Raw genomic sequence first — 13,226 nt, 5'->3', positions numbered from 1 at the left:
CCGAGTAGAGACGGGTGTACAAGTAACCCCAATATTTGGGGCATTGGAAATGGTCAGGGGCAGTAGCTAATCCGATACGCAGGGACGATGGGTTAGTCACAACTGTCACACCATTCGCCAATGCCCCTATTTTTTATCAAAAATCGCACCGGTACCTTGCCTACCGGTAGGATATGAAAAGCACGTGCGTGTCACGATTTTCTGCAGGAGGGGAAGCCTGCAGCGCGTCGCGTGCGCTGAAGGGAATATTTACTAATGCAGAATGCAGATAAAGGCACCTTTCTGACCGTTGCGGAAGTTGCTGACATCATGCGCGTATCCAAGATGACCGTCTACCGCCTGGTTCACGCTGGCGAGCTGCCGGCAGTGCGCGTTGGCCGTTCTTTCCGCGTCCATGAGTCCGCAGTCAAGGAATACCTGGACTCCTCCTTCTACAACGCGGGTTAATTTTTTCTGCCTTTAAGCGGGGCTGTTTGACCTGAACGCATATGTCCCCGCTATGATTAATCCGATTAGTACATGGTGCTGTGCTGCGCCCCTGTTTCCTATCGTCTTCAAGTCATGAGGTATCTAGCTGTGAAGGCGGAAGGAAAAAGGGCGTGACATCTCGGCGGTTGTAAGGCCGCATTGAGTACGCCGCCATTGTGCAAGAATAGAAATTTCCGTCAACGAATAGCGAGGTCGAGCCGATGGGTTCCGTCATTAAGAAGCGTCGCAAGCGCATGTCGAAGAAGAAGCACCGCAAGATGCTTCGCCGTACCCGCGTGCAGCGTCGTAAGCTCGGCAAGTAAGCCAGCATTCCTGCCGTTATCGCAGGAGCGCGCGTGCTGCGTCGCGTACACGTTTTAAAAGCAAAACCCGCCCGGGCTCGTTGAGATAGGGCGGGTTTTGTCGTTGGGGGGGGGCTAATCATGGGCTGCCGATTACGGGCTGCAAATGTGAAACTGTAGGAGTTTATGACACTTTCAGGCCATTTTTCGAGCCAATTTTGTCATAAACGCAGTCACTAACTCTCGAGTACGCCTAGCAGCGCTTAACTTTCCTTGTTCGCGTCCCACAGTCGCTTGCCGACGAGTCCCGCGCCCCCGACAGCTCCTGCCAGCAGTGCTCCGATCGAGAGCCACCGCATCGTGGCGAAGGTTGCGGAGCGGAAGTGACGGTAGTCGTAGACAGTCCACCCCATCTTCTGAGCGTAATTCCGCAATTTGCGGTCCGGGTTGATGGCCACGGCGGTGCCCACCATGGACAACATGGGGATATCGTTGGCGGAATCTGAGTATGCCGTGCAGCGAGACATGTCCAGCCCGGAGGAGGCCGCCAGAGCTGCCACCGCGTGCTTCTTACCCGGGCCGTGGAGGATGTCGCCTACCAGGCGGCCAGTGAACTTGCCATCTTTGACCTCGGCGACTGTGCCAAGGGCGCCGGTCAGTCCGATGTGCTTAGCGATAACCTGAGCCAGCTGCACCGGGGTAGCGGTGACCAGCCAGACCTCTTGGCCAGCCTGGATATGTAATTCCGCAAGATCGCGGGTGCCCTGGTAAACGCGGTCGCTAATCTTTTCTTCAAAGATTTCTTCGCCGAGCTTGACCATTTCATCCACATCATGGCCGGCGAAAAACTCCAATGCCTGTTCACGGGCCTTAGCTACGTCGGCGGCGTTTTCCGCGCCTGAGATTCGAAATTTCAGCTGCTTCCAAATCATGCCGGCCAAATCGCGCTTCTTGATGAATCCGCGCTCGACCAAACCCATGGCAAAGAGGAAGATTGATGCGCCCTGGACAAGCGTGTTGTCCACATCGAAGAAGGCGGCTGCGCCCTGATCGCGTTCGACACCTGGAATGGGCTGCGAGAGCACGCGTGCACCGCCAGCGGCATCTTCGGCGCCCGCTACACTGCGAAACCCCGTAGCCAGTTCTTCGCCGCCGACGTCGTAGACCTCGCCGAGAGCTTCCAGTGCATTGGCAGCCGCTGCAGCACCAGCTTCCTCCTGTGCTTCGTCATTGAGCGGAGCGAGAACTACCTGTTCGAGGAAGTTGCGGACGTTACCCTGCGAGGACGCAAGGTCGCCCAGCATGTCGATGGGGAAGGGGGAGCGGTTGTCGGCACTGAACTCACTCACGGCACGAAAATCTCTTTCCACGGTGGTATGCAACCGACATCCGTTATCGGAAGCTCTTGTTGAATAGTATCCGCTCTTTAGGCAAAGCTGCGCGCTGAGATTCAAGGAGCGGATGGGGCAAGGATAAGAAGAGTCACTTTTGCAGGGTAAGTGTGGGGAGGGGGACGTCGTAAAGCGAAACAGTCGACCTTTAGACTGGCCGTTATGGTGACTGTGACGGTGATGAGTAGGAAGACCTGCGGTTCGTGCGCCCGAGTGATTGCGCAGATTGAGCCGCTAGTTCGGGACCAAAATGCGCAGTTCCAGGTGGAAGACGTCGATACCGATCCGAACTTGGCCATGGAATTTGGCGATCGCGTGCCGGTGATTTTGGTCAATGATGAGGAGATCGCTTGCTGGGAAATCGATGATGATGAACTCCTGGAAGCGATAGCGGAGGCCGAATAAGTTCGGGAGACAACTCTGCCGAACTGCTAGGAGCTGCGGAGACATGGCAGAATGTGGAGTAGCGGCAAAGAAGTAGGGGAGTGCTGCGAACATCGAGGTAGAGACTAAGTAAAGTATGCCTTTGTTGTGACGAGATGGCAGAGTTGTCTAGCGTTAACAGTCATAGCTGTGTGAAAAAGCCCGTAGCGGGGCCTGTGAAGGAGCAATAGAGCGGTGATTGAGCGGTGAGTGTGCTTCTCGTCGGAATGTCGTACCGGTCTGCACCGGTGACCCTGCTTGAAAAGGTCTCCGTCGGTGAAACTGAGCGAGAGGCCATTTTGGCTCGGCTGGTCGCGGATGAAGCGATCAGCGAAGCGATGCTGTTGTCGACGTGTAACCGCGTTGAGTACTACGTGGTGGCCAACGGCTTCCACTCTGGGCTATCGGCCGTGGTCCGTGAAATTGTCGGTCGTACTGGGCTCGAACTCGATGAACTGACACCGCACCTCTATGTGCGGTACGCACAGGCCGCAGCGGAGCATGCCTTCTCGGTGTGTGCTGGTCTTGACTCGATGGTGCTGGGCGAACAGCAGATTATCGGTCAGCTTCGCAATGCTTACCAGGAAGCGGACGAAGCCGGCACCGTCGGTCGCATGCTGCATGACTTGGCACAGAAGGCGCTGCACACAGGCAAGCGAGTCCACAGCGAAACACTGATTGATAACGCGGGCGCATCGATGGTCTCCGTGGCCATCGATGAGGCGATTGCTGCGCTGCACCCCGGATTCAACTCTGGTGTTGACGTCGCTGAGGGCACCGATACCCTGGCCGGACGTTCGGCTCTTATCCTCGGCGCCGGCGCGATGAGTTCGCTGGCTGCCAGCTACCTGGGGCGCTGTGGCATTAACCGTCTGATTATTGCCAACCGAACCGTTGACAGGGCGCAGAACCTGGCTAACCACTCCATCGAAGCGGGCATCCCCGCTACTGCGATTGCGTTGCATGACTTCGCCGATGTTCTCGATGATGTGGACATTCTCGTCAGCGCCACCGGAGCCATGACTCCAGTGGTTTCAGCTCCCGATGTCATCGACCACGGCCCGCTCGCCATCGTCGATTTGTCTATGCCTCGCGACGTTGCGGAAGATGTCTCCGGGCTTGAGGGAATCGCACTCTTCAACATCGAATTGCTGCAGATGACTCGCACGGAGGTACCGGGCCGTGATGATGAGGCGGCAGCGCGTGACATTGTGGCCGAAGAGTTGGAGTCCTACCTCACGGCGCAGCGCGCAAGCGAAGTAGCGCCGACTGTTCGCGCTCTGCGTGAGCGTGCGGCGGATGTGGCGGCGGCTGAGCTCGCTCGCCTGGAGGCGAAGACACCGGGTCTGACTCAAAAGGAACGTCGCGAGGTCGAGTCCACGGTTCGCCGCGTCGTCGATAAGCTCTTGCACGCGCCAACGGTGCAGGTCAAGAAGCTCTCTAGTCAGCAGGGTGGTGGCAACTACGCGCTTGCGCTGCAGAAGCTCTTCGACCTGCCCCTATCTACGCCCTCTGGCCTGTATGCTGACACCGATATCCCCGCAGACCTCATGGTAGAGGGCCGAATTGGGCGGATGCAGGGATTTGAGCAGTATGGTCTTGACAGTAGTGCCATCATTGAAGGCGTTGCTGAAACCACCAAAAATTAACACCCGGAGGGAAACATGCCTGACCCAGCGACTATTCGTATCGGTACCAGGGGCTCGGAACTGGCCACGACACAGGCCGGTCACGTCCGTGATGCACTGATTGAGCTGGGGCAGCCTGCAGAGCTGGTGATTGTAAAGACCGCCGGTGACCATAACCGCCACGACCCGGTGGAAAAGATTGGCATCGGTGTCTTCACCCAGGCGCTGCGTCATGCACTCCGCGAGGGGGTGTGCGACATTATCGTGCACTCGTTTAAGGACCTGCCGACGTTGCCGGAAGACGACATGATGGTCGCAGCCGTGCCAGAGCGCGTCGATCCGCGAGAGGCGCTGATTTCCCGTGATGCCACGCCGCTGATGGATCTGCCTGAGGGCGCTCGTGTGGGTACCTCCGCGCCACGCCGTGTCTCTCAGCTGCGTGCGCTGCGCTCCGACCTGGAACTTGTACCACTGCGTGGAAACATCGAAACCCGCATGGGGCGCGTCAATGAGGACTTGGACGCTGTCATTCTGGCCCGCGCTGGGCTGGAGCGCACGGGTCGCCTCGGAGAGATTGCGGAGTCGCTGGATGTGGATGTCCTCATGCCGGCCCCGGCTCAGGGTGCCCTGGCGCTGGAGTGCCGCACTGCTGACCGCGAAATTGTGGATATTCTGCGCAAGATTGACCACCCGGTGTCCCATGCCCGCGCTGTCGCTGAGCGCGCGGTACTCAATGAGCTGGAAGCGGGCTGCACCGCTCCGGTCGCGGCCTACTCAACCGTGAGCGACAGCGGTGAACTCACCCTGCAGGCGGGGGTGTTCGCAGTCGACGGTTCGCGCCAGTTGCTCGAGACAGCTACCGCAACCGTGGATAAGGCCGATGAGCTTGGCCGGAAGGTTGCGGCGGCCCTGCTTGAACGGGGTGCTCATGAGGTAATGGGCGATACCCTGCGGGAATCTCAAAAGTAGCCGGTTAGTTAATTTGGCTCAAACCCTTTATGCTATTAGGCCTGTATGCATGCCGTTGGGATAAGGGTTTCCTTCGTGCGCTCGCATGTGAGATTCAGGTATCTACCTGCCACTCACATGTGTTGGCGCATGTCCGCTTTCTTCCTTAGTGACTCATCGGCACGAAAAGTGAACAACCAATAGAAAAGAAATCACTCCGCAACGATGAACACCTCCCTCCCCGCAGCAACGGGACGCATCCTGTTCGTCGGCGCTGGTCCTGGAAATCCCGACCTGCTGACGCTTCGCGCCCGTGAGATTCTCGCAGACACCGCTATCGCCTACGTCGACGCCGATGTCATGCCGGGGGTTCGAGAACTCGTCGCAACCGATGTGCCTGTTCCTCCTGAGCTGCTGAAGGAAGCCGAGGAAGAGTACGAGCGCATGTGCGCCGCAGCCAAGGCCAAGGGATCTCGTCGTAAGCCACCGCGTCCGGCACCGCCGACCGCCGCAGATTTGCGCGATCCTATCGACGATCCCAAGAAGATGGCCGCCCTGCTCGTCGAAGAAGCAGCCAAAGGCAATGATGTAGTGCGTTTGGTGGCCGGAAATCCGCTGACCAACGATTCGCTGCTGGCCGAAATCAACGAGGTCTCGCACGCCGAGGTTGAGTTCCAGATCGTCCCTGGTATGTCCGTGCCCTCCACCGTCCCGGCATTTGCCGGTATCGCGTTGGGCTCGACGTACACGGAGACCGATCTCGGTCGCGCCGATGTGGACTGGGACGAGTTGGCGCAGGCACCGCAGCCGCTGGTGCTGCAGGCCGTGCAGGATGACCTGTCCGCCATTGCCTCCGAACTCGGTGAACGCGGTCTGCCGTCGGCGTTGCCGGTGTCGGTGACTGTCAACGGTACGACTCGTCTGCAGCGCACCTACGACGTCACGCTGGGCACCTTGGCGCAGCTTTCGGGTGACCTGACCGGTCCGCTGGTGGTTACGCTTGGCAAAGGTGTGGACAATCGCTCGAAGTACTCGTGGTGGGAAAACCGCGCGCTCTACGGATGGAAGGTGCTGGTCCCACGCGCCAAGGCGCAGGCAGGGCCGATGAGTGCCCGTCTCGTTGGGCACGGCGCCATCCCGATTGAGGTGCCGACCATCTCAATCGAGCCACCACGTAGCCCAGCGCAGATGGAACGCGCCATCAAGGGGCTTGTCGACGGCCGTTACCAGTGGGTTGTCTTCACTTCCGTCAACGCTGTCACCGCAGTGTGGGAGAAGTTCCAGGCATTCGGCTTGGACGCGCGCTCCTTCGCTGGAGTCCGCATCGCAGCCGTCGGTCATCGCACCGCCGCTGCCATCCGTGATCTCGGCATTACCCCGGAGCTGCTTCCGGACGACACTCGTCAGAACGCCGCGGGCATCGTCGACGTGTTCCCGGAGTACATCGAGGATCTCGATCCGGTCAACCGCGTATTGCTGCCGCGCGCCGATATCGGCACTGACGTGCTTGTCGACGGTCTGATTGACCTGGGCTGGGAAGTTGATGATGTGGTCGCTTACCGTACCGTGCGAGCAGCGCCACCGAGTGCGGATATCCGCGACATGATTAAGTCCGGTGGCTTCGACGCAGTGTGCTTTACCTCGGGGTCGACGGTGAAGAACCTGGTCGGCATCGCGGGTAAGCCGCATGCTCGCACCATCATTGCCTGCATCGGACCGATGGCCGCAGCCACGGCTCGCGAGTACGGTCTGCGTGTAGATGTCGTGCCGGAACGCGCAAGCATCCCGGAGCTGGTGGACGCGCTGGCAGAGCATGTTGCGCAATTGCGGGCTGCAGGGCAACTGCCACCGCCGCGCAAAAAGCGTCGTCGTTCGCGTAAAACCAAGGCCTAAGCCGGGGCGAATCGGGGCGAGTTCGCGTTTTGATTAAAGTTGTCTTTATGACTACATCTGGAGCTTCTGAATCATCCCGCGAAATCGATCTCGAACAGTTTGGATTTCCTCTCCCGATTCGTCGCCCACGCAGGCTGCGCACCAACCCGGTGATGCGTGCGATGACGGCGGAGACGACACTGACTCCGAAGAATCTCATCCTGCCCATGTTTGTTGCAGATGGAATTGATGAGCCGAAGCCAATCAGCTCCCTGCCCGGGGTAGTGCAGCATACCGAGGACTCCCTGGTAGAAGCTGTGCGCGAGGCTGTTGAGGCAGGTATCTCGGCGGTTGACCTCTTCGGTGTCCCGCTGGATGCGGACAAGGACGGCGAGGGCTCTGAGTCCTGGAATCCGGAGGGCGTTCTCAACCGTGCCCTGCGTCGTCTCCGCGACGAGTTCGGGAATGACATTTTGATCATGGCCGACACCTGCCTGGATGAGTTCACTGACCACGGCCACTGTGGTGTGCTGGGCACGGACCGCTTCGGCAACACGGTCGTTGAGAATGACCGCACGCTGATTAACTACATCAAGATGGCCGTTGCGCAGGCCGACGCCGGTGCCCACATCGTGTCCCCTTCGGGCATGATGGACGGCCAGATTGCCGCAATTCGCGAGGGCTTGGATGCCGCTGGCCATGAGGATGTCTCCATCATGGCGTACTCGGCAAAGTACGCCTCCGCCTTCTATGGTCCATTCCGTGAAGCTGTGGGCAGCTCGCTGCAGGGTGATCGCCGTACCTACCAGCAGGATCCTGCAAACCGTCGTGAGTCCCTGCTTGAAGTGCAGCTCGACGTTGACGAAGGTGCGGACATGGTGATGGTCAAGCCGGCCATGAGCTACCTGGACATTCTGCGCGAGGTCGCGGATATGTCGCCGGTGCCGGTTGCCGCCTACCAGGTCTCTGGTGAGTACGCGATGATTCACGCCGCTGCCGCCAACGGGTGGATTGACCTGGATGCTGCGATGATGGAGGCAGTACTGAGCATTCGCCGTGCCGGTGCGGAGCAGATTTTGACCTACGCAGCGGTGGACTTGGCGAAGAAGCTGCGCGCCCAGTTCTAATTCGCTCGGGTGAACGTGCAGTAATAAATATCGAGAAGTGGACGGATGACTAAAGAAGAGAAGAAGCCCGCAATTCCCGAGCAGGTCGAGGGAGCTAGGCAGGCGTGGCGGGTTACGGCCGTGTTGCAGCTGCTCGTCGCTGCGGTAGCTACGGTGACCTACTGGCTGCATCCGGAAATGCTGATGAGCCCCTCAACCGCTAAGGAGAATTTCCCGGGTTTCAGCGAGGGCCAGATTGATGCCGCCATGAAGGCGACTATCGTTATCGCGTTCTTTTTCGCAGTGGGGCTTTGCATCGCGTTCTTCGCCATCATCGAGCGAATGCGCAAGGGGAGCGAAGGTGCTCGCACCGTGCTGGTTATCGGCTCGCTTTACCTGGCACTGTCGGCGCTGATGTCCTTCTTCTCTTCTACGGCTTCAGAATCGGGAGTGCCGGCATCCCTCGTTCTTATCAGCGGAATTGTGCGAATCGCCTCGGCCACTGCCGCGGTAGCGGGTCTAGTGCTCGCCGCTTCGAAGGAGTCCAAGGACTACTTCGATCATCAGCGCCCGTCGAAACCGTGGACTCCGTCCGCTCCGGGATCGCATCTGCCGAGAGCGTCGAAGCATGACGCTGATCCAAAGCGGCAACAGCAGCTTGACCAGGCACAGTCCAAGCAACCCAAGCAGCCTGAGGAGTCCAAGCAATGATGTCCCTGCCGAGTCGGCCCTGGCAGTGGGTGCTCTTCGTCGCGCTCATCGCCCAGACTGTCCTGAGCTTGATACTGGTCACCGGCGACTACTCACAGGCTCCCGCCGCCGTTGGCCGCGATATCTACATCGTCTCCGGTGTGACGCTGGTCTGCTCGCTTATTGGTAGCGGCTGCTTGCCGACGGTCACTGAGTTCAAACTCTCCCGGAACTGCCTGCTCATCATGGTGATTATCACGGCTCTCGCCATGTTCTTTGCCATTATGGCCGGCGCGCTGACTGTATGGGTTATCGTGCCCAGCCTGGCGATGGCGTGTGGACTACTGTTGCTCTATCGTGAATTAGCGCTCACGCGCGCCAACCAGCCACAGGATTAGACGGAAAGTTTCAAAGGCCATGAGTGACACCGGTGAGTTTGATTTCTCTCTGGACAATCGCGTTGAACAAGCGATTGTGGATGCCAAGGTCGCTGCTCGTAAGGCATTGCCACGAAGCCGTCAGGACATCGACGAAGAAAGTGCCCATCAGCGGCTTGCACACCGCAGAGGCCAGTCCAACACAGCTTTCGCACTCATCCTGGAAAACTTGGAAAACGCCGAGAGTGCTGAGCGTGCTGAGCATGTTTTGGAATCCTTTCCAGATGTGACGGCCTCTGTGGTCTACAAGCCCGGACGCGCGTGGATTACAGCGCCCGATACCATCGATCCGAATCAGTTCATCGAAGCTCTCCGCGAAATTGGGGTCGAGTCGTACCTCACGCGCAGCACGCTTCGGCGTCGTGCAACTCGGCTGGATGTGTCACAACATCGCCGTCCCGCTGTTCCGGCTGCCGCTCAACAGAATGAGGAGGAGCGCATTCGCCGTCGTGAAGCGGCCTTGCGCCGAAGCGGCGGCGGCGCGGAAGTACTGTTCACGGCGCGTGAACTGGTGACCAAGCAGCGCTTTTGGGGCAGCCTGTTCCTATCGATTCCGGTGCTGGTGACGTCGTTGAACGTCAACTGGCAGTTCCCGGGTTGGCAGTGGATGTGTCTTGTGCTGACCACGATTGTGGTGTGGTGGGGTGGCTGGCCGTTCCACCGTGCAATGGCGGCGTCTCTGCGTCGGCGGATGTCGGCGCTGGATGGGGCGAGCTCCATTGCCATCCTGCTGGCGTGGCTGTGGTCACTGGCGCAGCTTATTTTTGGCCCCGCGGGACAGATTGGATATACCACTGCGCCCACGTGGTTTGCTTTCAACTACCGGGAAAGCGCCTCGGCAGAGGTGTTTTTCGACGTTGCTTGCGGCCTGACCGTGCTGTTGCTAACAGGTCGCATGTTTACGCGCTACAACAAGGTGCGTACTGGACAGATTTTGCGCAACCTGCGCATTCCAGCTGAGCGAAACGTGACAGTCGTGCGCAAGAGTGCCAAATCCGCGGAGCCGAAACGGGTGGAGGTGACGGTCGCGGAGCTCAATATCGGTGATGACATCGTGGTTCCACCGCACTCGGTGATTCCAGTTGATGGCTCAGTCATCGGTGGTGCGTCCATGATGGATGCGCAGCTACTCGGTATCGGCGTTGAACCGCAGAAGGTCAAGGTCAATTCCAAGGTTTGGGCCGGCGCAATCAACCTGGATTCGGAGCTCAAGGTGCGTGTGGAGCGCACTGGTTTCAAGACCCGGGCGTCATCGATAGCACGTTGGCTGCGTCAAGCGGTTCGAGAAGAAACGGTGATGCACCAGACCGCAGTGCACTCGGCATCAGAGCTGGTGCCATGGACGCTGTCGTTGGCGGGCGTGGCTTTTTGCGGCTGGTGGCTGGCGACGGGCACGATGAGCGGTGCCCTCGCGGTGGCGCTGGCTATGCTCTCGGGCATCGCGCCGGTGGCATTGGCAATGTCTACGTCGACCGTGCAGCGCATCGGGATTCTGGCCGGTGCTAGTAACGGAATCTTGATTCGTGGCAATGAGACTTTCCGAAAGCTGGCCGCTGCTGATGTGGTGATTTTTAACCGAGTTGGAACGCTGACCGAGGGTGACCCCCACGTGCTCGGTGTCGCCGCTGAGCGCAATGAAAATCCGGATCTGGTTCTGCGTGTGGCGGGCGCTCTCATGATGGAGAGCAACCACCCGGCATCGGCGGCAATCGTGCGCGCGTGCCGTGCATCCCGCGACGCCGGTTCCGGCGGTGGCGAGGTGCCGCACTGGATTGAGACCGTACACGTCGCAATTGCGGAAGACGGTGCGTTCGTTGGCCAGGTAGAGATCCCGGTGAAGGACTCCGACGACAAGTTAGAGATGCGCTTTGTTGAGGGGCGTGTTTGGCGTCCGCGTGATCTCACTGCACTCAGCGAGAAAATGGCCGTGGCTGCGCTCAGTGGCGGTACTCCGATGGTGGTGTCGTGGCGTGGCAAGGTCCGTGGTGTCATCACCATTGGTGAGGATATTAAGCCCGATGCGGTCGAGAGCATCGACCAGCTTGAGGATATGGGCGTGGACACCATGATGATCACGCGAGATCCGTATCCAGTAGCCCGTCGTTTTGCTGACCGGCTGAATATCTCGCGAGTATTCGCGGGCATCATTGCCTCCCGCAAGGCCATCGCGGTGCGTTCGGTCCACAGTGACGGCGAGACTGTCGTGATGGTTGGCGACAAGGACATCCGGGACTCTCTACGTGCCGCTGACGTGGGTGTTTTGATGGACAACACCGAAGGCAATCAGAATCTTGATGTCGATTACGCCGATGTCGTGGCACTGCGCAACAACGTGTTGTCGATTCCGGAGGCCATTGAAATCGCGCGTGCTGTGGTGCGGATGATGGACTCCAACATCTACTTTGCGTGGTTCTACAACGTTGTGGTCATCCTGCTGGGTATGACCGGTATGATTCACCCGCTGCTGGCATCACTATTGATGATTTTCTCCAGCTTGTGGATCGACTGGCGGTCCCGTCGAGTGTCGTCCCGCAGGAAGCATCTATTCAGGGTGAAGCTGGGACGTTGGTAGGGCAGGGTAGCCCTTAATCCGAGTGGCCGTCTACGATGGTCACCGTGACTCAAGACATTAATGCTCCTCATGTCCCAGAAAACGTTGAGCTCACCGATCGTTCGGCAGAGTTCTTTACGCAGGCTCAGGCAGTGACGCCGGGTGGCGTGAACTCGCCGGTCCGCGCCTTCGGTTCCGTCGGCGGCACCCCACGTTTCATTGACCACGCCGCGGGCTCTCGTCTCGTGGATGTTGATGGCAACGAATATGTGGATTTGGTCTGCTCGTGGGGTCCAATGATTCTGGGCCACGCGCACCCGGCAGTGGTGGAGGCCGTTCAGAGCGCCGCCACTCGCGGTTTGTCTTTCGGCGCTCCGACGACGGCTGAGACCGACCTGGCTCGTCACATCGTTGAGCGCACGTCGGTAGATGAGGTGCGTCTGGTCAACTCCGGCACTGAGGCCACCATGTCCGCAGTACGCCTGGCTCGCGGTTTCACTGGCCGTTCCAAGATCATCAAGTTCGCCGGCTGCTACCACGGTCACGTGGACGCGCTGCTGGCATCGGCCGGTTCCGGTGTCGCTACTTTTGGTCTGCCGGATTCGCCGGGTGTCACCGGTGCATCGGCTGCCGACACCATTGTTGTTCCTTATAACGACATTGAGGCCGTCAAGGCCGCATTCGCTGAGAACCCGGGCGAGATTGCCTGTGTCATCACTGAGGCGGCAGCGGGCAACATGGGTACCGTCGCACCGCAGGACAACTTCAACGCGAAGTTGAAGGAAGTCTGCCACGCAGACGGCGCACTACTGATTCTCGATGAGGTCATGACTGGCTTCCGCGCTTCCTACAACGGCTGGTACGGCATTGATGGTGTGGCCGGTGACCTGACCACCTTCGGCAAGGTCGTCTCCGGTGGTCTGCCGGCAGCTGCCTTCGGTGGTCGCCGCGACGTCATGGAGTACTTGGCTCCGAACGGTCCGGTGTACCAGGCAGGCACACTCTCCGGTAACCCGGTCGCTATGGCAGCTGGCCTGGCCAACCTGGAAAATGCCACGAAGGATGTCTATGACACCGTCGCAGCCAACGCAGATCGCCTGGCCACGATTCTGTCCGACGCCCTGACCAAGCAGGGCGTGGCCCACCACATTCAGCGTGCGGGCACGATGCTCTCGCCACGCTTCGCCGAGGGCGAGGGCCACAACTTTGAGCAGATGCAGGCAGCGGATACTTTCCGCTACCCGGCTTTCTTCCACGCCCTACTGGCCAATGGTGTCTACCCGCCGGCTTCTTGCTACGAGACCTGGTTCGTCTCCGCTGCGCTGACCGACGCCGACTTCGAGATTATCGAGCGTGCAGCAGCCCGCGCGGCCGAGGCGGCGGCAACCGCCAAGCCGGAGTAGGTGACAC

General features: G+C 59.4%; 12 protein-coding genes. 11 read left to right on the top strand and 1 reads right to left on the bottom strand.

Annotated elements, in window-relative coordinates; translation table 11 throughout:
- Positions 1–255 precede the first annotated feature (255 nt).
- The gene (locus NQ014_RS05045) at positions 256–447 is read left to right on the top strand and encodes a helix-turn-helix domain-containing protein (RefSeq protein ID WP_005509751.1); all 192 of its coding nucleotides are present in this window, start codon (positions 256–258) and stop codon (positions 445–447) included.
- Between the two features lie 242 nt (positions 448–689).
- The gene (locus tag NQ014_RS05040) at positions 690–791 is read left to right on the top strand and encodes a 30S ribosomal protein bS22 (protein WP_003855542.1); all 102 of its coding nucleotides are present in this window, start codon (positions 690–692) and stop codon (positions 789–791) included.
- Positions 792–1,033: 242 nt separating this feature from the next.
- On the opposite strand, the gene NQ014_RS05035 is transcribed toward NQ014_RS05040, so the two are convergent.
- Complete coding sequence (locus tag NQ014_RS05035; protein WP_257074151.1) at positions 1,034–2,074, bottom strand: HAD family phosphatase; 1,041 nt, start codon at positions 2,072–2,074, stop codon at positions 1,034–1,036.
- A gap of 249 nt (positions 2,075–2,323) precedes the next feature.
- Between NQ014_RS05035 and NQ014_RS05030 the strand changes: the two genes are divergently transcribed.
- From NQ014_RS05030 to hemL, 9 genes are all read left to right on the top strand, one after another.
- A complete protein-coding gene (locus NQ014_RS05030) occupies positions 2,324–2,566 on the top strand; it encodes a glutaredoxin family protein (protein ID WP_016421985.1) in 243 nt (80 codons plus the stop codon).
- Between the two features lie 224 nt (positions 2,567–2,790).
- Positions 2,791–4,233, top strand: coding sequence for a glutamyl-tRNA reductase (locus NQ014_RS05025; protein WP_257074033.1), 1,443 nt, complete (start codon positions 2,791–2,793; stop codon positions 4,231–4,233).
- A gap of 15 nt (positions 4,234–4,248) precedes the next feature.
- Complete coding sequence (hemC, locus tag NQ014_RS05020) at positions 4,249–5,181, top strand: hydroxymethylbilane synthase (protein ID WP_257074031.1); 933 nt, start codon at positions 4,249–4,251, stop codon at positions 5,179–5,181.
- A 204-nt stretch (positions 5,182–5,385) separates the two neighbouring features.
- Positions 5,386–7,053, top strand: coding sequence for a bifunctional uroporphyrinogen-III C-methyltransferase/uroporphyrinogen-III synthase (locus tag NQ014_RS05015; RefSeq protein ID WP_257074029.1), 1,668 nt, complete (start codon positions 5,386–5,388; stop codon positions 7,051–7,053).
- A 47-nt stretch (positions 7,054–7,100) separates the two neighbouring features.
- Positions 7,101–8,159 (top strand): porphobilinogen synthase, encoded by a 1,059-nt coding sequence (gene hemB / locus NQ014_RS05010; protein ID WP_016421989.1) that lies wholly within the window; start codon positions 7,101–7,103, stop codon positions 8,157–8,159.
- Positions 8,160–8,204: 45 nt separating this feature from the next.
- Positions 8,205–8,849: a hypothetical protein gene (locus NQ014_RS05005; RefSeq protein WP_257074027.1), complete on the top strand. Its 645-nt coding sequence runs from the start codon at positions 8,205–8,207 to the stop codon at positions 8,847–8,849.
- Positions 8,846–9,226, top strand: a complete 381-nt coding sequence (locus tag NQ014_RS05000) for a hypothetical protein (RefSeq protein ID WP_257074026.1) — start codon at positions 8,846–8,848, stop codon at positions 9,224–9,226. The genes NQ014_RS05005 and NQ014_RS05000 overlap by 4 nt, the downstream gene beginning before the upstream one ends.
- A gap of 19 nt (positions 9,227–9,245) precedes the next feature.
- Positions 9,246–11,837, top strand: coding sequence for a cation-translocating P-type ATPase (locus tag NQ014_RS04995; RefSeq protein ID WP_257074025.1), 2,592 nt, complete (start codon positions 9,246–9,248; stop codon positions 11,835–11,837).
- 35 nt (positions 11,838–11,872) lie between these two features.
- Positions 11,873–13,219 (top strand): glutamate-1-semialdehyde 2,1-aminomutase, encoded by a 1,347-nt coding sequence (hemL, locus tag NQ014_RS04990; protein ID WP_049190552.1) that lies wholly within the window; start codon positions 11,873–11,875, stop codon positions 13,217–13,219.
- Positions 13,220–13,226 lie beyond the last annotated feature (7 nt).

Origin of the sequence: Corynebacterium sp. 5QC2CO (assembly GCF_024580435.1) — a bacterium.
Lineage (GTDB): Bacteria > Actinomycetota > Actinomycetes > Mycobacteriales > Mycobacteriaceae > Corynebacterium > Corynebacterium jeikeium_D.
The sequence above is the reverse complement of the archived record's forward strand: the minus strand, read 5'-3'. Positions and strand labels throughout refer to the sequence as shown.